19 protein-coding genes and 1 pseudogene are annotated in these 18,102 nt (G+C 66.0%); 3 read left to right on the plus strand and 17 right to left on the minus strand.

The features are described from left to right. Positions 1-14 precede the first annotated feature (14 nt). The 11 genes from atpD to INQ42_RS11030 all read right to left on the minus strand — a co-directional run bounded on the left by atpD (position 15) and on the right by INQ42_RS11030 (position 11,163). Positions 15-1,424, minus strand: a complete 1,410-nt coding sequence (atpD, locus tag INQ42_RS10980; RefSeq protein ID WP_194034297.1) for a F0F1 ATP synthase subunit beta — start codon at positions 1,422-1,424, stop codon at positions 15-17. A 96-nt stretch (positions 1,425-1,520) separates the two neighbouring features. Further along, the gene (atpG, locus tag INQ42_RS10985) at positions 1,521-2,384 is read right to left on the minus strand and encodes a F0F1 ATP synthase subunit gamma (protein WP_194034298.1); all 864 of its coding nucleotides are present in this window, start codon (positions 2,382-2,384) and stop codon (positions 1,521-1,523) included. A gap of 13 nt (positions 2,385-2,397) precedes the next feature. Then, positions 2,398-3,945 carry a F0F1 ATP synthase subunit alpha gene (gene atpA, locus INQ42_RS10990; protein ID WP_194034299.1) on the minus strand — a complete coding sequence of 516 codons (1,548 nt, stop codon included), beginning with the start codon at positions 3,943-3,945 and terminating at the stop codon, positions 2,398-2,400. 66 nt (positions 3,946-4,011) lie between these two features. Further along, positions 4,012-4,539, minus strand: a complete 528-nt coding sequence (locus INQ42_RS10995) for a F0F1 ATP synthase subunit delta (RefSeq protein WP_194034300.1) — start codon at positions 4,537-4,539, stop codon at positions 4,012-4,014. A 28-nt stretch (positions 4,540-4,567) separates the two neighbouring features. Next, a complete protein-coding gene (locus INQ42_RS11000; protein ID WP_194034301.1) occupies positions 4,568-5,038 on the minus strand; it encodes a F0F1 ATP synthase subunit B in 471 nt (156 codons plus the stop codon). 85 nt (positions 5,039-5,123) lie between these two features. Continuing rightward, the gene (gene atpE, locus INQ42_RS11005; RefSeq protein ID WP_194034302.1) at positions 5,124-5,402 is read right to left on the minus strand and encodes a F0F1 ATP synthase subunit C; all 279 of its coding nucleotides are present in this window, start codon (positions 5,400-5,402) and stop codon (positions 5,124-5,126) included. A gap of 82 nt (positions 5,403-5,484) precedes the next feature. After that, on the minus strand, positions 5,485-6,315 hold the full coding sequence (atpB, locus tag INQ42_RS11010) for a F0F1 ATP synthase subunit A (RefSeq protein WP_194034303.1): 831 nt from the start codon (positions 6,313-6,315) through the stop codon (positions 5,485-5,487). Next, the gene (locus tag INQ42_RS11015; protein WP_194034304.1) at positions 6,308-6,799 is read right to left on the minus strand and encodes a hypothetical protein; all 492 of its coding nucleotides are present in this window, start codon (positions 6,797-6,799) and stop codon (positions 6,308-6,310) included. The genes atpB and INQ42_RS11015 overlap by 8 nt, the downstream gene beginning before the upstream one ends. Before the next feature lie 183 nt (positions 6,800-6,982). After that, on the minus strand, positions 6,983-8,923 hold the full coding sequence (lpdA, locus tag INQ42_RS11020) for a dihydrolipoyl dehydrogenase (RefSeq protein ID WP_194034305.1): 1,941 nt from the start codon (positions 8,921-8,923) through the stop codon (positions 6,983-6,985). Between the two features lie 108 nt (positions 8,924-9,031). After that, the gene (locus tag INQ42_RS11025) at positions 9,032-9,673 is read right to left on the minus strand and encodes a hypothetical protein (protein ID WP_194034306.1); all 642 of its coding nucleotides are present in this window, start codon (positions 9,671-9,673) and stop codon (positions 9,032-9,034) included. After that, complete coding sequence (locus INQ42_RS11030) at positions 9,673-11,163, minus strand: dihydrolipoyllysine-residue acetyltransferase (protein WP_194034307.1); 1,491 nt, start codon at positions 11,161-11,163, stop codon at positions 9,673-9,675. Before INQ42_RS11030 ends, INQ42_RS11025 begins: the two co-directional genes overlap by 1 nt. Positions 11,164-11,608: 445 nt before the next feature. Here INQ42_RS11030 and INQ42_RS11035 point away from each other — a divergent pair, with 445 nt between their 5' ends. Next, complete coding sequence (locus INQ42_RS11035) at positions 11,609-12,259, plus strand: OmpW/AlkL family protein (RefSeq protein WP_194034308.1); 651 nt, start codon at positions 11,609-11,611, stop codon at positions 12,257-12,259. A gap of 78 nt (positions 12,260-12,337) precedes the next feature. Here the strand turns inward: INQ42_RS11035 and INQ42_RS11040 are convergent, their stop codons facing one another. Beyond that, on the minus strand, positions 12,338-13,252 hold the full coding sequence (locus INQ42_RS11040) for a DMT family transporter (RefSeq protein WP_228064356.1): 915 nt from the start codon (positions 13,250-13,252) through the stop codon (positions 12,338-12,340). 34 nt (positions 13,253-13,286) lie between these two features. Further along, positions 13,287-14,339 carry an NAD(P)-dependent alcohol dehydrogenase gene (locus INQ42_RS11045; RefSeq protein WP_194034309.1) on the minus strand — a complete coding sequence of 351 codons (1,053 nt, stop codon included), beginning with the start codon at positions 14,337-14,339 and terminating at the stop codon, positions 13,287-13,289. A gap of 184 nt (positions 14,340-14,523) precedes the next feature. On the opposite strand from INQ42_RS11045, the gene INQ42_RS11050 reads away from it, so the two are divergent. Both INQ42_RS11050 and INQ42_RS11055 read left to right on the plus strand, forming a co-directional pair. Next, a complete protein-coding gene (locus INQ42_RS11050; protein ID WP_194034310.1) occupies positions 14,524-15,006 on the plus strand; it encodes a YajQ family cyclic di-GMP-binding protein in 483 nt (160 codons plus the stop codon). A 4-nt stretch (positions 15,007-15,010) separates the two neighbouring features. After that, a complete protein-coding gene (locus tag INQ42_RS11055) occupies positions 15,011-15,550 on the plus strand; it encodes a DUF1415 domain-containing protein (protein ID WP_194034311.1) in 540 nt (179 codons plus the stop codon). A 69-nt stretch (positions 15,551-15,619) separates the two neighbouring features. On the opposite strand, the gene INQ42_RS11060 is transcribed toward INQ42_RS11055, so the two are convergent. The 4 genes and pseudogenes from INQ42_RS11060 to INQ42_RS11075 all read right to left on the minus strand — a co-directional run bounded on the left by INQ42_RS11060 (position 15,620) and on the right by INQ42_RS11075 (position 17,954). After that, positions 15,620-16,144: a hemerythrin domain-containing protein gene (locus tag INQ42_RS11060; RefSeq protein ID WP_194034312.1), complete on the minus strand. Its 525-nt coding sequence runs from the start codon at positions 16,142-16,144 to the stop codon at positions 15,620-15,622. A 109-nt stretch (positions 16,145-16,253) separates the two neighbouring features. Continuing rightward, positions 16,254-16,874 carry a DUF421 domain-containing protein gene (locus INQ42_RS11065; protein WP_194034313.1) on the minus strand — a complete coding sequence of 207 codons (621 nt, stop codon included), beginning with the start codon at positions 16,872-16,874 and terminating at the stop codon, positions 16,254-16,256. Positions 16,875-16,927: 53 nt separating this feature from the next. Then, a pseudogene (locus INQ42_RS11070) lies at positions 16,928-17,101 on the minus strand (HupB); the annotation flags it as partial. Between the two features lie 70 nt (positions 17,102-17,171). After that, the gene (locus INQ42_RS11075; protein WP_194034315.1) at positions 17,172-17,954 is read right to left on the minus strand and encodes a hypothetical protein; all 783 of its coding nucleotides are present in this window, start codon (positions 17,952-17,954) and stop codon (positions 17,172-17,174) included. Positions 17,955-18,102: the final 148 nt, after the last annotated feature.

Below are 18,102 nucleotides of genomic sequence, written 5' to 3' on the forward strand. Positions count from 1 at the left end.
TGCCTGGAGTCGGATCAGGCGGCTTCGCCGGTGATCTTCTTGCCCTTCTCGACCGCGTCCTCGATGCTGCCGACCATGTAGAACGCCTGCTCGGGCAGGTGGTCGTACTCGCCGTCCACGATGCCCTTGAAGCCGCGGATGGTGTCCTTCAGCGGCACGTACTTGCCCGGCGAGCCGGTGAACACCTCGGCCACGTGGAAGGGCTGGCTGAAGAAGCGCTCAATCTTTCGCGCCCGCGACACGGCCTGCTTGTCTTCTTCAGACAGCTCGTCCATGCCCAGGATCGCGATGATGTCCTTGAGCTCCTTGTACTTCTGCAGCGTGGCCTGGACCTTGCGCGCGGTGTCGTAGTGCTCGTGGCCGATCACGTTGGGATCCAGCAGGCGCGAGGTCGAATCCAGCGGATCGACCGCCGGGTAGATACCCAGCGAAGCGATGTCACGCGACAGCACCACGGTCGCGTCCAGATGGGCGAAGGTGGTCGCCGGCGACGGATCGGTCAGATCGTCCGCGGGCACGTACACGGCCTGCACGGAGGTGATCGAGCCGGTCTTGGTGGAGGTGATGCGCTCCTGCAGGACGCCCATTTCCTCGGCCAGGGTCGGCTGGTAACCCACCGCCGACGGCATGCGGCCGAGCAGCGCGGACACCTCGGTACCGGCCAGGGTGTAGCGGTAGATGTTGTCGACGAAGAACAGCACGTCGCGGCCCTTGCCGCTCTCGTCCTTCTCGTCGCGGAAGTACTCGGCCATGGTCAGGCCGGTCAGCGCGACGCGCAGGCGGTTGCCCGGTGGCTCGTTCATCTGGCCGTACACCATCGCGACCTTGTCGAGGACGTTGGAGTCCTTCATCTCGTGGTAGAAGTCGTTGCCCTCGCGGGTACGCTCGCCCACGCCAGCGAACACCGACAGGCCTTCGTGCGCCTTGGCGATGTTGTTGATCAGTTCCATCATGTTGACGGTCTTGCCCACGCCGGCGCCGCCGAACAGGCCGACCTTGCCGCCCTTGGCGAACGGGCACATCAGGTCGATGACCTTGATTCCGGTTTCCAGCAGCGCGTTGGCCGCGGCCTGCTCTTCATAGCTCGGCGACTCGCGGTGGATTTCCCACTGCGCGGTGGCCTCGACCGGGCCGGCCTCGTCGATCGGGCGACCCAGCACGTCCATGATGCGGCCCAGCGTGCCACGACCGACCGGCACCGAAATGCCCTTGCCGGTGTTGCTGGCCACCAGGTTGCGCTTGAGCCCGTCGGTGGAGCCCAGCGCGATCGTACGCACCACGCCGTCGCCCAGCTGCTGCTGCACTTCCAGCGTGATCTCGGTGTCGTCGACCTTCAGCGCGTCGTAAATGCGCGGAACCGCATCGCGCGGAAACTCGACGTCGACGACGGCGCCGATGATCTGAACGATCTTGCCCTGGCTCATGATGTTTCCTCGTATCTCTGAAGCTGCTTGCGGATCGCACATCGCGGCCGCGGGATTGGGGTGTGGAGTTCCGGACGGAAGCCGGTCGTACCGCGGTCAGACCGCAGACGCGCCGCCGACAATCTCGGAAATTTCCTGGGTGATCGCGGCCTGGCGGGCCTTGTTGTAGACCAGCTGCAGGTCACCGATCAGGTTGTTGGCGTTGTCGGACGCGGACTTCATCGCGACCATGCGCGCGGCATGCTCGGACGCCACGTTCTCCAGCACCGCCTGGTAGACCAGCGACTCGATGTAGCGCGTCATCACGTGGTCCAGAACCGTTTCGGCGTCCGGCTCGTAGATGTAGTCCCAGTCGTGGCGCGACATCGCCTCCTCGGACGGCGGCAGTGGCAGCAACTGGTCGAAGGCGGCGCGCTGGACCATGGTGTTGATGAAATCGTTGTAGCAGATGAACACGCGGTCGATATTGCCGGCGCTGTAGCCATCCAGCACGACCTTGATCACGCCGATCAGCTGCTCCACCCGGGGCTGATCGCCCAAGTGGGTCACCGTGGCGAGCATGTTGACCTTGATCCGGCGGAAGAACACCGAGGCCTTCTGGCCGATGGTGACCACGTCGACCTCGACGCCCTGCTGCTGCCACTTGTGGATCTCGCCCAGCAGCTTGCGGAACAGGTTGTTGTTGAGCCCGCCGGCCAGGCCACGGTCGGAAGACACGATGACGTAGGCCACGCGCTTGGGATCGGCGCGCTCGATCATGTACGGATGCTGGTAGTCGGAGTTGGCCTGGGCCAGGTGTCCGATGACCTGCTTCATCACCCGCGCATACGGGCGCGAGACCTTCATCCGCTCCTGCGCCTTGCGGATCTTGGAAGCCGAGACCATCTCGAGCGCGCGCGTCACCTTGCGGGTGTTCTGCACACTCTTGATCTTGGTTTTGATTTCACGTCCGCCTGCCATCGTCTTTTCCGCCTTACCAGGTGCCGGTCTGCTTGAACTCTGCGATGCCCTGCTTGAACGCCGCCTCGATCTCGTCGTTCCACGCGCCGCTGCTGTTGATCTTGCTGATCAGCTCGCCCTGGGTGTTGGCGAAGTGCGCATGCAGACCTTCCTCGAACGCGAGGATCTTGGCCACGGCCACGTCGTCGAGGAAGCCCTCGTTGACCGCGTAGATCGACAGCGCCTGGTCGGCGATCGACATCGGGCTGTACTGCTTCTGCTTCATCAGCTCGGTCACGCGCTGGCCGCGCTCGAGCTGCTTGCGGGTCGCCTCGTCCAGATCGGACGCGAACTGGGCAAACGCCGCCAGCTCGCGGTACTGCGCCAGCGAGATACGGATGCCGCCCGAGAGCTTCTTGATGATCTTGGTCTGCGCCGAGCCACCCACGCGCGACACCGAGATGCCCGCGTTCACCGCAGGCCGGATGCCGGCGTTGAACAGGTCGGTTTCCAGGAAGATCTGGCCGTCGGTGATGGAGATCACGTTGGTCGGCACGAACGCGGACACGTCGCCGGCCTGGGTCTCGATGATCGGCAGCGCGGTCAGCGAGCCGGTCCTGCCGGTCACCTCGCCGTTGGTGAACTTCTCCACGTAGTCCGCGGACACGCGCGCGGCGCGCTCCAGCAGGCGGGAGTGCAGGTAGAACACGTCGCCCGGGTACGCTTCGCGGCCCGGCGGGCGGCGCAACAGCAGGGAGATCTGGCGGTAGGCCACGGCCTGCTTGGACAGATCGTCATACACGATCAGCGCATCTTCGCCGCGGTCCATGAAGTACTCGCCCATGGTGCAGCCGGCGTAGGCGCTGATGTACTGCATCGCCGCCGACTCGGACGCGGTCGCGGCAACCACGATGGTGTGGGCCAGCGCGCCGTTCTCTTCCAGCTTGCGCACGATGTTCGCCACGGTCGACGCCTTCTGGCCGATCGCCACGTACACGCACTTGATGCCGGTGTTCTTCTGGTTGATCACCGCATCGATCGCCATCGCGGTCTTGCCGGTCTGGCGGTCGCCGATGATCAGCTCGCGCTGACCGCGGCCGATCGGGATCATCGCATCGACGGACTTGTAGCCGGTCTGCACCGGCTGGTCGACCGACTGGCGCCAGATCACGCCGGGAGCGACGCGCTCCACCGGGGCGGTCAGCTTGGCGTCGATCGGGCCCTTGCCGTCGATCGGCTCGCCCAGCGCGTTGACCACGCGGCCCAGCAACTCATTGCCGATCGGCACTTCCAGGATGCGGCCGGTGGTCTTGGCCACGTCGCCTTCGCGCAGGTTCTCGTAGCCGCCCAGCACCACGGCACCGACCGAGTCGCGCTCCAGGTTCAGGGCCAGCGCGAAGATGCTGTTGGGCAGTTCGATCATCTCGCCCTGCATCACGTCGGCCAGGCCGTGGATGCGCACGATGCCGTCGGCCACCGAGGTCACGGTGCCTTCGTTGCGCGACTCTGCGGACAGCTTGACCTTCTCGATGCGGGTCTTGATCAGTTCACTGATTTCGGACGGGTTGAGCGTGGTTTGCATGGGTGTTTCCCTGGTACCCGGCGCGGGCGCCGGAAGTAGATGATTCGGATCGTCGATTGGAGCCGATCAGCCGGCCAGCGCCGACTGCATGCGCGAGAGCTTGCTCTTCAGCGAGCCGTCGATGACCACGTCGCCGGCATCGATCACCGCGCCACCGATCAGCGACTCGTCGATCGCGGTTTCCAGCTCAACCTCGCGGCCGAAGCGGCGCTTGAGGCCAACGCGGATCGACTCCAGCTCGGCGGCCGGCATTTCGCTGGCGGAGGTGACGCGCGCCTTGACCACGTGCTCGGCTTCCGCGCGCAACTGCTCGAACATGCCGGCGATCTCCGCCAGCAACGGCAGGCGGCGGTTGGACGCCAGCAGCTCGATGAAGCGGCCGAAATCCTCGCCGGCACCGTCGACGGCCAGCAGCGACGCGGCCTCGGTGGTCGACAGCTGCGGATGCTTCAGCAGCGCCTCCACCTTCGGATCGGCGGCAAGGCGGGCGGCAAGCGCGAGCGCCTGCGACCAGCTGGCCACCTGGCCGGCCCCGCTCGCCGCTGCGAACGCGGCGCGGGCGTAGGGTCGGGCGAGGGTCATGGTCTGGCTCATTGCTCAGGGCATCCGGTCGTTGGCTGGATCAAAGCTGGGCGGCGAGTTCATCGAGCAGCGCCTTGTGGGCGTTGGCGTCGATTTCCCGGCGCAGCAGCTTCTCGGCACCGCTGACGGCCAGCGACGACACCTGCTTGCGCAGGTCCTCGCGGGCGCGGTTCTGCGATGCAACGATTTCGGCATCGGCCATCGCCTTCTGGCGGGTGGCTTCCACCATGGCGTCGGTCTTGGCCTGCTCGATGATCTGGTTGGCGCGCTGGTGCGCCTGGTCGATCACTTCGTTGGCCTTGGTCCGCGCTTCGCGCATCGCGGCGTCCACGCTCTGCTGGGCCTGGGCCAGGTCGTGCTGGCTGCGCTCGGCAGCCGCCAGTCCGTCGGCGATCTTCTTCTGGCGTTCTTCAATCGCCCGGTTCATGGGCGGCCAGATGAACTTCATGGTGAACCAGATGAGCAACGAGAACGAGATCATCTGACCAAAGAAGGTCATGTTGATATTCATGACAGCTCCGTATGCGGGCTGCGGGCGCGGGCGCCCGGGAAGCGCGCCCGGTATCCCGGACGCGCAGGTTCAAGCAGTTGGCTGATCAGCCAACCATGCGGCTGGTGAGTTCACCCAGCAGCGGGTTGCCGAAGGCGAACAGCAGGCCGACGGCCAACGCGATGATGAACGCGGCGTCGATCAGGCCGGCCAGCAGGAACATGCGGCCCTGCAGCATCGGCACCAGCTCGGGCTGACGCGCGGCCGACTCGAGGAACTTGGCGCCCATGATGGCGATGCCGAGGCACGCGCCGATCGAGCCCAGACCGACCATCATGCCGATCGCGATCGCGGTCAGGCCCTGCACACTGGCGATAAATTCCATGGTTTTCTCCTACTGAAACGTTGGTTTGATTGGCGGAAGGATGAAGCGGTGAAAAGCGGTGCAACGTGGAGCGATGACGCGATCAATGACTCTCGTAGGCGCCGGCGATGTAGACGACCGAGAGGATCATGAAAATGAAGGCCTGCAGCAGCACGATCAGGATGTGGAAGATCGCCCAGGCGAGGTTGAAGATCACGCCGGGAACGAACATCAGCAGCCCGCCACCCAGCAGCCCGGCGATCAGCATGAACACCAGCTCGCCACCGTACATGTTGCCGAACAGTCGCATGGCCAGCGATACCGGCTTGACGCAGTACTCGATGATGTTGAGGCCCAGGTTGGCGGGCATCAGCACCGCGCGGGTCACCGGGTTCTCGGCGGCAAACGGCGAGGTCAGCAATTCCTTGCCGAAGCCGAAGCCGCCCTTGGCCTTGAGCGAGTGGTACAGGATCAGGAAGAACACGACGACGGACATGGCCGCGGTGGTATTCAGATCCGCGGTCGGCACCCAGCGGAAGAACGTATGCGCGGCGACGTCAGCGCCGGCAACGGCCTGGATGGCCACCCCGGGCGTGTCCAGCGGCAGCAGGTCCATGCCGTTCATCAGCACGACCCACATGAAGATCGTGATCGCCAGCGGCGTGATCGAGCTGCGATCGCCGTGGAAGTTGTCCTTCACCTGGTTGTCGACGAACTCCATCGCCATCTCGACAAAGGCCTGGCCTTTGGAGGGCACCCCGGAGGTCGCCTTGCGCGCGTAGAAGCCGAACCATCCAATGAATATCAGGCCGCACACCAGCGACACGACCCACGTGTCGATGTGGAAGGCAAAGCCGCCCAGATCGATCGTGTTCTGCTGCAGGTGGTGCTGGATGTATTCGTTCAGGCCGCCAGAGCCGGTCTGTTCACTCACGAAGGACACCTTCTCGATTCAGGATTTGAGCCAGCACGTAGGCCAGCATGGTTGCCACGACCGCTACCAGCATCGGCAGCGGCGGCAACTGGAACCCCGCCAGACCAACCGCGAGGACTGCAAACACCACCAACCACTTCACCAGCACACCGGCGAGCATCAGGCCGAGGACCGAGCCTGCCGGCTTGACACCCCCGCCCAGCGCCACCAGCGCCGCCAGACCTCCACCGGCGACCAGAGCGGAACCGCCCACCAATGCCGCCAGTGCGGGCTGCGCACCGTGGGCAAGGAAGGCCAACGCGGTCAACGCTGTTGCGCCCGCCTGAAAGGCGATCGCGCGAAACGCCAACCGGCGGCCTGCGGACATTGGATCGTGCACGCTCGGCTCTTCGGTTTTGGAGGGCGGGCAGATAAACGCCCAATGAAGCCGCCGAATTATAGGTTGCGCGGACGGCGGCGGCAACTGCCGGGTCCTGTTCAGCATGCGTCAGCTGAACCGACCCGAAGCGGGGCGCCATTATTTGCGCGTCCGGGGAACCTTGCGGTGCGCCACAGGTCAATATCCTCGACACCCCGTCGCCCCTCTCTCCTCGTCAAGGCAAACGGCAAGCGGCGGGTCCGGAGCCCCGGCCTGATCCGCCGGGGCTTCCTCTTGTCCGCGCGGCGCTCAGGCCTTCTTTTTCGGCGCGTAGAGGTCGGTGATGGTGCCGTCGAACATCTCCGCCGCCATGGCGACCGATTCCGACAGGGTCGGGTGCGGATGGATGGTGTGGGCGATGTCGCCGACCTCGCAGCCCATCTCGATCGCCAGCGCGATCTCGGCGATGAGTTCGCCCGCATGCACGCCGACAATGCCGCCGCCGATGACCTGGCCGCTGGCCTCGTCGAACAGCAGCTTCGTGAAGCCTTCGGTGCGGCCGATGCCGATCGCCCGGCCCGAGGCCGCCCACGGGAACTTGCCCACCCCCACCTTGAGGCTGCGCGCCCTCGCCTCGTTCTCGGTGACACCGACCCAGGCGATTTCCGGATCGGTGTAGGCCACCGACGGGATCACCCGCGCGACCCATTCCTTCTTTGCGCCCGAGGCGACTTCGGCGGCTAGCTTGGCCTCGTGGGTGGCCTTGTGGGCGAGCATCGGATTGCCGACCAGATCGCCGATGGCGAAGATGTGCGACGCGGTGGTGCGCATCTGCCGATCAACCGGAATGAAGCCACGCTCGGTGACCTTGACGCCGGCTTTCTCCGCGTCCAGCTTGCCGCCGTTGGGCGCGCGGCCTACCGCGACCAGCACGCGATCGAACACCTGCGCATCCGGTGCCTTGCCGCCGTCCTGAGCCGACTCGAAGCTGACCTTGAGGCCCTTCTTCTGCGCGTCCACGCCGGCGGCCTTGACCTGCAGGTGGATTTCCACGCCCTGCTTCTTCAGCCGGTCCGCCAGCGGCTTGACCAGATCCTTGTCGGTGCCGGGCATCAACTGGTCCATGAACTCGACTACGGTGACCGCGCTGCCCAAGGCGCTGTAGACGGTCGCCATCTCCAACCCGATGATGCCGCCGCCCACGACCAGCAGCTGCTTTGGCACATCGGCCAGTTCCAGCGCGTCGGTGGAATCCATCACCCGCGGGTCGTCCCAGGGGAAGCCGGGCAGTTTGACGGCCTGGCTACCGGCGGCGATCACGCACTGGCGGAAGGCCACCAGCTGGGTTTTGCCGTCATCGCCGGTGACTTCCAGCTCATTGGCAGAGAGGAAGCGGCCAACGCCGGTAATCACCTTGACCTTGCGCTGGCGGGCCATGCCACCCAGCCCCTTGGTGAGCTGGCCGACGACCTTGTTCTTGTAGTCGCGCAGCTTGTCGAGAGTGATCTTCGGCTTGCCGAACGCGATGCCCATCTCGTCGGCCTGGCTGGCGCCATCGATCACCGCTGCGGCATGCAGCAGCGCCTTGGAGGGGATGCAGCCGACGTTGAGGCAGACGCCACCCAGATCCGGATAGCGCTCGACCAGCACGGTATCCAGGCCGAGATCGGCAGCGCGAAACGCGGCCGTGTATCCGCCGGGACCGGCGCCCAGCACCAGCATCGCGCACTCGACATCGGCCTTGCGTCCGCTCGCTGCTCCCGGCTGGGGGCCCTGGGCGGCGTGTTTGCCTGCGGCGTCATCGGTGCTCGCCGGACCGCGCCCACCCGATGGCGATTTGTCCGGTTTTTCGTCTCCGGCGTCAGCCTTGTCGTCGGCGTCCTTTTTGCTCGCAGCGTTGTCGCTTGTGGTCTTGTCGCTTGTGGCCTTGGCAGCCTGGTCCTGTTTTGCGGGGGCGGCGGCGCCGGCCTCCTCGGCGTTTGCGGCCGGCTTGTCCCCCGTCGCCCCGGCGTCGGCGGTTTCGAGCACCGCGATCACCGCGCCGTCGGCGACCGTGTCGCCCACCTTGACGTGCAACTCGCTGATCACGCCGGCGGCGCTGGAGGGCACCTCCATGGTGGCCTTGTCCGATTCCAGCGTGACCAGGCCCTGGTCGACCTCCACGGTATCGCCCACCGCCACGAGGACCTCGATAACGGGTACGCCGTCGTAGTCGCCGATGTCGGGAACCTTGATCTCGATCTTTGCCATGCCTGTGCCTCCTGGGGTCGCGCACCTGCAGGGGTGCAGCGACGGTAGCGGGACCCGGGCGCCCGGCGGGCGGCCACGGTGTGGGATTTGCCCGGCGCTCGCCTCCGCTTAAGGGGCGGTGGCGAGCTGGGTGTCGAGTTGGTCGAGCAGCTTGACCAGCGCGCTCCAGCGCTTGGGCAGGTGCTTGTCCTTGGAGTCGGCCGCGTCAATGAGCACCTGCGCCTGACGGGCGAGCAGACGGCTGGGACCGCAGCTCGGCTCGGTGCCGCTGACGCGGCGGTCATTGACGGCGAACACCAGCAATTCGTTTTCCTGGAAGGCGGCGGCGCGGTCTTCGGGAACGACCGCGCTCAGCGCGCGTCCCCACGAGGCGACCACGCGCTCGGCCAGCGCTGCCGGCATGACGGACTCGCGCACCTTCGCCGGCTTGTCGACCTTGAGCGTGCGCTCGATGCCGCCGGGAATCGTGGTCATCGCGTCCACGCGCTCGGCGGCGACTGCGGAGCGAACCGTCCACGTCTGGCCATTGGCCGAGCGCACCAGCATCACGCCGGTCTCCTTGCCGCGCGGGGGCAACCGCACCAGGCTCAATACCGGCGTATCGCCGGCGGCAAACAGCGCTTCCACCGCGGTGCCGTGGTTGCGTGTGGCCGGCGGCCAGCCCTGCCCGAGATCGATCTGACACTCGCTCTTGGCCAGCGCCAAGGGCGAGACGGCCAGTAGCGCGGCCATTGCGAGCGCGGCTCGCATCACAGCAGCACCCGCCGCATGTCCGCCAGCAACTGGGCAAGGTAGGTGGTGAATCGCGCGGCCGCAGCACCGTCGATGACGCGGTGGTCGTAGCTCAGCGAGAGCGGCAGCATCAGGCGCGGCTTGAACTTCTCGCCGTTCCAGACCGGCTGCATGGATGCGCGCGACACGCCCAGGATGGCCACTTCCGGCGCATTCACGATCGGGGTGAATTTGGTCCCGCCGATGCCGCCCAGCGAGCTGATGGTGAAGCAGCCACCGCTCATCTGCGCCGGCCCCAGCTTGCCCTCGCGCGCCTTGGCGGCCAGCTCGCCGGTTTCCATGGCGATCTCCATCACGCCCTTGGTGTCGCAATCGCGCACCACCGGCACCACCAGCCCGTTGGGCGTATCGGCCGCGAAGCCGATGTGGAAGTACTGCTTGAGGACAAGGTTCTCGCCGGTCGCATCCAGGGAGGCGTTGAAGTCGGGGAACTGCTTCAAGGCACTGACGCTGGCCTTCATCAGGAACGCCAGCATCGTCAGCTTGGTCGCGCCGCCCTTGGCGATGGCGCGCTCGTTTTCCTTGTTGAGCTCGACGCGCAGCTTTTCCAGCTTGGTGATGTCGGCGTCTTCGAACTGGGTGACGTGCGGGATCATCGCCCAGTTGCGCGAGAGGTTCGCCCCGGAGATCTTCTCGATCCGGCTCAGTTCACGGGTCTCGACCGACCCGAACTTCGCGAAGTCGACCTTCGGCCACGGCAGCAGGCTCAGGCCGGCACCGCCGGCACCGGGGGCCGCCGCGGGGGCGCCACCCGACTGCATCGCCTGCTTGACGAACTTCTGCACGTCGTCCTTGTTGATCCGGCCGCCGCGCTGGCTGCCTTCCACCTTCATCAGGTCCACGCCGAGCTCGCGCGCGAACAGGCGCACGGCGGGACTGGCGTAGGGCACCTTGCCCGGCAGCAGCTCGTCGGCGTCGAAGCTCACCGGCGGGGAATGCGGGCCGGCGGCATCATCAGCGGTGGCTGCTTCGCCGGAGGCATCGTCGCCAGCGCGGGCGATTTCACGCTGCGCCAGCTTGTTGGGAGTGCCGACGTGGTCAGGCTCCACGGCCGTGGCGGTTTCTGCAGTGCGCGTCTCCTCGGAGGCGGCAGCGGGCTGCGCGCGCGGCGGCTCGGCATCAGCCGTGCCCTTGGCCGCAGACCCCGAAGCGGATTTACCGTCGTCCTTTGCCGCCTCCTTGTCCGGGGCGGCTGGCTCGCCCGCGGCTTCCGGCTCGATCATCGCGACCACGCTGCCTTCGGCGATCTCATCGCCCACGGCCACCTTCAGTTCGCGGATCACGCCGGCAAACGGGGAAGGAACCTCCATCGTCGCCTTGTCGGACTCCAGCGTGACCAGGCCCTGGTCCAGCTGCACCGTATCGCCGACCGCGACGAGCACCTCGATCACCGGCACGCCATCGTATCCGCCGATATCCGGGACGCGCGCTTCCTTCAACTCAGCCATGTGCGGCTCCGACTAGCACCAAAACCCTATTGTGGCCGCTGGCGGCGGGAGGCGCCAATAGTGCCGCCGTGTCGCCAGCGACTCTTTTCGGACTCGGCATCGACGTGGGCACAGGCCAGCGACCGCGGCGCAGCTAACGGCTCGGGATCTGTTCAGATGTCCGGTGCACTTCGGCGGCCAGGCCCTTGCCGGACCGCAAAGACTCCGCGCGAGTGTCGCAAGCCACTGATTATAATCGTTATTCGTCGGCAAAATCGACGTAAACGCGACTTTCACAAGGGCTCCGGCACGCGCGCGGCATCGCTCCGACGGCGCATCGGTGAAAGTTCCGCGGGACCGGTCGGCTCGCACAAGCCGCATTCATTTTCCGGTGGCTAGGGTGGCCACGCCTGCCGGGCAACCGGCCGGTTCCCCCACAAGTCAAAAGAAGCTTGGAGAGTTCCCCATGATCCGTTTCCGCCACCTCAGCGTTGCCCTGTTGGGCGCCATGGCCATTGCACCGACCGCCTTCGCCCAGGACACCAGTTATGACTCGACCAATGACGGCAAGCGCTTCGCCGTGGTTGGTGGCTTTGCCGTCAGCGAGCCGACCAGCGACCCCACCATTGCCGGCGCGAGCACGCAGTTCGACGGCGGCACCGCCGCGACCCTGAGCGCGAGCTGGTACTTCCACGAGAATTTCGCCGTCGAGGCCTGGGGCGCGGCGGACAAGTTCGACCACCGCGTGCGCGACGCCAACAACTACAAGATCGGCAGCGTTGAGTCGCAGCCGTATGCCCTGAGCGCCCAGTACCACTTCGGCAACAGCGAGCAGATCGTGCGTCCGTTCCTGGGCCTGGGTTACTACGAGAGCAACTTCGACAACGAGACGCCCGAGCCGACCGGCCCGCTCGCCGGCCAGCGCATCGGCGTGGAGACCGCCAAGGGTGCCATGGCGACCGCCGGCCTTGACGTGACCCTGAGCCCGAGCTGGTTCGCCCGCGCCGACCTGCGTTACCTGCACGGCGATTCCGACGTGAAGGTCAACGGCGACAAGGTCGGCAATGCCAAGCTGAACCCGGTCGTGGTCGGTCTGGGTCTGGGCGTGCGCTTCTAAGGCGTTCCCGGAAAAGACCGATCCATTCGTTATGGGTTGATCGTGCCGCTGCCGTTCCGGACCGTCGGGGTCCCGGCGTCAGCGCATGATCCGCGGCGGGCCTTCGGGCCCGTCGTCGTGTGTGTCTTCCGCGCGCACGCGCTCGCGGCGCAGCATGTAAAGCCCGCTGGCAACGATGATGCCCGCCCCCAGCCAGGTGATCGCGTCCGGCAACACGCCCCAGATGGTGACGTCCAGCAGCACGACCCATACCAGGCCGGTGTACTCCAGCGGTGCCAGCAGGGATGCGGAGCCGGAGCGGAATGCCGCGGTGATCGCGTACTGGCCGATCGCGCCTGCGAGTCCGGTTCCCACGATGATCCACGCATGTTCGGCCCGCAGCGGCACCCAGTTGGGCCACGCCAGCGCACCGGCGCCGATGGACAGCATCACCAGCAGCCACACGATCATCGAGGCATTCGAGTCCGTGCGTGCCAGCACCCGCACCGTGATCGCGCTGACCGCGTAGCCGGTCGCCGCCAGCAGCACGGCCAGCGCCGCCCAGCTGAACATGCCCTCGCCGCTCGGTCGCAGCAGCACCAGCATCCCGACCATGCCGATGGCAATCGCGGTCCATCGCCGCGGCCCCACCTTCTCGCCCAGCACGGGCACCGACAACGCCGTGATCAGCAGCGGGGCCACGAAGTAGATCGAGTAGCCCGTGGTCAGCGGCAGGGTGCGCAGCGCAAACGCAAACGATGCGGTCATGCCAATACCGATCGCGCCGCGCAGCAGGTGCAAGGGCCAGCGCACCCGCAGCAACGGGCGCAGGCCGCTTGTCGCCATCACCCAGACCAGGATGAAGGGCAGCGAGGCTGCCCCGCGCAGCGCCGCGACCTGCATCGCCGGATAGGTCCCGGCCAATGCCTTCAACCCGGCGTCCATGAATGCAAACGTCGCCACTGCCAGCAGCATCATCACCGGCGCTGGCACCCGGACCGGGAACACGGTCATGGATGCGCTGCCCGCGCCGGCCCAGCGGCCGCGGTCATTCGCGCAGGCTGGCGATGTCGATGACGAAGCGGTAGCGCACGTCCGCCTTGAGCATGCGCTCGTAGGCGGTCTCGATCTGATCGATGTTGATCAGCTCGATATCCGCCGCGATGCCGTGCTCGGCGCAGAAGTCGAGCATCTCCTGGGTCTCGCGGATGCCGCCGATCAGCGAGCCCGAGAGCTTGCGCCGCTGCATGATCAACGCGCCCGCCGCAACCGGTACCGGCTCGTCGGGGATGCCCAGCAGCACCATCGAGCCGTCGAACTTCAGCAGGCCGAGGTAGGCGTTGTAGTCGTGGGGGGCGGAGACCGTATCGATGATCAGGTCGAAGCGGCGCGCGAGCTTCTTGAACGTGGCCGGGTCACGGGTCGCCTCGAAGTCGTGCGCGCCCAGCTCCAGCGCCGCCTCGCGCTTGGACTCCGAGGTGCTGAGCACGGTCACCCGGGCGCCCATCGCCGCTGCCAGCTTGACCGCCATGTGGCCCAGGCCGCCCAGGCCCACCACCGCCACGTCGTGACCGGCGCGGACGCCGAACTGGCGCAGCGGCGAATAGGTCGTGATGCCGGCGCACAGCAGGGGTGCGGCGCGGTCCAGCGACAGCGCGTCGGGGATGTCCAGCACGAAATCCTGACTCACGGTGATGCGCGTCGAATAGCCGCCGTAGGTCGGCGAGCCGTCATCGCGCTCACGGGAGTTGTAGGTCCCGGTCATGCCTTCGACGCAGTACTGCTCCTCGCCGGCCTTGCACTGCGCACAGTGGCGGCAGGAATCGACGAAACAGCCCACTCCCACCGCATCGCCGACCTTGAACCGCTCCACGCCCTCGCCCACCTGGGCGACGCGTCCGACGATCTCGTGGCCGGGCACCATCGGGAAGATCCCGTTGCCGCCCCACTGCGCGCGCACCTGGTGCAGGTCGGAGTGGCAGACACCGCAATACGCGATGTCGATGAGCACCTCGCCGGCACGCGGCTCGCGGCGCTCGATGGTGAAGGGCGCCAGCGGCGACTGGCCGTCGGGGGCGGCGTAGGCGGGGGTCTTGAGCATGGAATGGCTCGCATCGGCGTGGGTTGGCCAGTGTAGACCCGCCTGTCCGCAGCGACGATCACCAACCCGCGCGGCGGGGCCCGGCGTGCGCGACGGCGTCTGCGCTACCCTTGATCGCTACAAACCTGGCTGCACCTCACGCCTGCTTCCACCCCACGCCTGCTTCCACCCACGGAGTACCGCAATGCCTTCCTTCGACGTCATCTCCGAAGTCGACAACCACGAACTCACCAACGCGGTCGACCAGGCCAGCCGTGAGCTGACCACGCGCTTCGACTTCAAGGGCGTGGACGCCAGTTTCAGCCTGGAGGACGAGGTGATCTCGATGTCGGCACCCAGCGACTTCCAGCTGCAGCAGATGACCGACATCCTGCGCGCGCGGCTGATCGCCCGCGGCATCGACGCGCGCTGCCTGGAGTTTGGCGACATCGAGACGAACCTGGCCGGTGCGCGGCAGAAGATCAGCGTCAAGCAGGGCATCGAGCGCGAACTGGCCAAGAAGATCCAGACCGCGCTGAAGGAATCCAAGATCAAGGTCGACAGCCAGATCAACGGCGACAAGCTGCGTGTCAACGGCAAGAAGCGCGATGACCTGCAGGCCGCGATGGCGCTGCTGAAGGGCGGCGAGTTCGAGCGTCCGCTGCAGTTCGACAACTTCCGCGACTGAGTGCATGCCTGCCGAGGACCCGATTGCCGCGACCCGTCGCTGGCTGCAGCGCGCGGTGATCGGCCTGAACCTGTGCCCGTTCGCCAAGGCGGTGCAGGTGAAGGACCAGATCCGCTACGTGGTCAGCGAGGCGGATACGCCCGATGCGCTGCTGGCCGACCTGGCCGATGAGCTGCTGTGGCTGCACGAGGCGGATCCGGAGGTGGTCGATACGACCCTGCTGATCCACCCCCGGGTGCTCGCCGATTTTGCCGACTACAACGATTTCCTCGACCAGGTCGACGCCGCGATCGATGCCCTGGGACTGGAGGGCGAGATCCAGGTGGCGAGCTTCCATCCGGACTACCGGTTCGCAGGCAGCGACTTCGACGACGTTGCCAATTGCACCAACCGCTCGCCCTACCCGATGCTGCACCTGCTGCGCGAGGAGAGCATCGACCGAGCGGTGGAGGCGTTCCCGGACCCGGAGGAAATTGTCGAGCGCAATATCGCCCGGCTTGAGCGGCTCGGGCTGGAAGGGTACAGGCGGCTGCTAGAGGATTAGTACACCAGCAAAAAGCAATGGTGGGTGGTTGAAGAACCGTGCGACCTCGAGGTCGCACGGCACCCCCAATCAGCCGGCCGGCGGCGGGTTGGTCTTGTTGGCCTCGGCGCCCTTGCGCAGCGCCTTCTCCACGGCCTTGGCGGCCGCCGGCGTGCCTTTCCATTCCTTGTACTGCGCGTCCAGCTGCGCACGTTCCTCGGTGCTGAACATGGACCGCGCCATCTTGAACATCGTGTCTTCTTCCTCGGTGGCGTGGTGGTCAACGAACTCGCCCAACACCTTGGCCCGGCCGGCGAACTCGGTGGTGGTCGGCGACGCGGCTTCCAGGTCGGGAAGCACGCGCAACTCCACGGCACGGTGCTCGGCCACGGCTTCAGCGTGGGTCTTGCGCCCATCGCGGTCGGCGCGCTTCTTGAACTCCGGATAGAAGACTTCTTCCTCCCACACCGCATGCGGAATCAGGCCCTGCTTGATCTTTTCGAGCAACTCCATCCGTCCTTTTTCGGCGCGCTCGGTGGTGTCTTCCATCTTCTTGAACAGGTCGCGCAGATGGTCGTGTTCTTCCTTCAGGGTTTTGAGGATGTCGTCTGCCATGGGGGTCTCCGTAATGGTCGGGGTGATAGATCGAACTGATGGGCAACGGCGCGGGCGCGCCCGCCAACACTGGAATGGCTGCGGTGAAATGGCGGTGATTTGGGGTCAGCTACGAATGTGCATCCACACGGTCTGCCGTGACGCCCGGCTCCGCTGTCGCCGGTGGATCCTTGCCACCCGGAACGCGCAGGTAATCAATGAGGTCGCGTTTCCCGGGCTTGGAGTCGTTCAGGACGACGGTGATTTCACCGGTGACCTCCAGGATCGCCAGTTCGACCTGGGACAACGCTCTCGCGCCGTTCTGGCGGAGGATGGCGTAGAGCTCGCGACGCGTGGTGCGCTCGCGCTTCAAGGTCGCCATGTCGATCTCGCCGTCCTGGACCAGCACGCAGGGGCGTGATTCCAGATAGTCGCGGAACTTCCGCGAGTGGCTGGCCGACTTCTCGATGGCGATCGTCAGGCCGGTGACGCCAACCAGTACCATCGCCGCGTAGCCGATGGATATCTCGGGATATAGCATCACGTCGCCCGCCGCGGATCCCAGCGCCACCATCAGCAATTGCTGCATCGGGCTGAGGTTCTGTTGGCCGCGCTTGCCAAGAATGTGGACAACCAGCAGCAGCAGCGCAATCAACATCAGGATGCGAACTGCAATTTCCGCGTAGAAAAGCGGGGGATACGGTCCAAACAACAGGCGGCCCCACTCCAGCGGCGTTACGTCATTACCCACCGCGCTGCTCCTCAGATGCCGGACCAATGCCGGCGGCTCAGCAAGCTTCAGTCACCGCTTTTCGAACCACCGCCCTTTTTGCCGCCTCCGTCCTGCTTGTTGACGGTGGCCCAGGCGATGCGTTCGGCTTCCTTCTCGCTCTTGCCTTCCTTTTTCTCGCTTTCTTCGATGTGTTCGGCCTGGCGCTTCTGCTTGTCGGTATAGCTCGACTTGTCTCCGCGGGGCATCTTGAACACCTCCTGATGTGCAGAAGGCCCCCCGCCCGGAAGCGGGGAGCCGGATGATCAGCTCACTGGATCAGCGGCCGTCGCCATCAAAGTCGCCCGGCAGGGCGCGTTCGACGTTGTGCCACGCATCGCGGACCGCGTGCTTGGCCTCGCTCCAGCCCATGCGTGACGTGGACTTGGCGTTGTCCCAGCGGTTGCCCAACTCGGCTTCGAGGTTGTCGTCCCACTCGCGGTTCGGATGTGCGCTGCGAGCCTGCGTGCCATAGCGGTAGGCAGGCCGGTAATCGTTGTCGTAGTCGTACTCGGGCTTGTAGTAAACGGCGTTCTTGTACTGGTCGCGGTAGTAATTGTCCGTCGCGCCGTAGGTGCGGTAGGTGCGGTCGCTGCGATCAAATGCATCGCGGGTGGCGTCCTTGGCCTCTTCCCAGGAAAGGCGCGACTTGGCCTTGGCCTTTTCCCAGCCGCTGCGGATGTCCTGCTCCAGCGAATCGTCCCACTTGCGATCGGCGTACTGGCTGCGCACGGTGTTGCCGTACTCGTAGGCCGGCGCGTAATCGTCGTCGTAGTTGTACTGCGGGTTGGCGTAAGGACGGTTGCTGTATTCGTTGCGCCAATAATCGTGTTCGCCGGTCGGGTCGATACTCTCGGCAACGCTCTTGCCGGCGCTCGCGCCAGCCAGCGTGCCGACCGCGCCGCCCACCAGCATGCCGATCGGGCCAAACAGTGCGCCGATGCCGGCACCTGCTGCTGCACCGCCGACGCCGCCGACACCCACGCCGACCGGGTGTGAGCCGGGGGCCTTGGTAATCGGATCGCGGTTCATGTCACGGGTTTCGTTGGGGTCCTTCGTCATCGGTATGTCCTCGTTCGGTTGGCCGCGGCAGCGCCGCTGGTGCAAACGAAATTGACACCGCCCGCGTCGTGACCGCGTGCAAGAAATGTCAGGGTCATGCGAAGCGTTCACGAAAAGTCCGGCGAAAGGTCTTTCGCAGAACCCGGCA

Source organism: Lysobacter avium (assembly GCF_015209745.1).
Classification (GTDB): Bacteria; Pseudomonadota; Gammaproteobacteria; order Xanthomonadales; family Xanthomonadaceae; genus Novilysobacter; species Novilysobacter avium.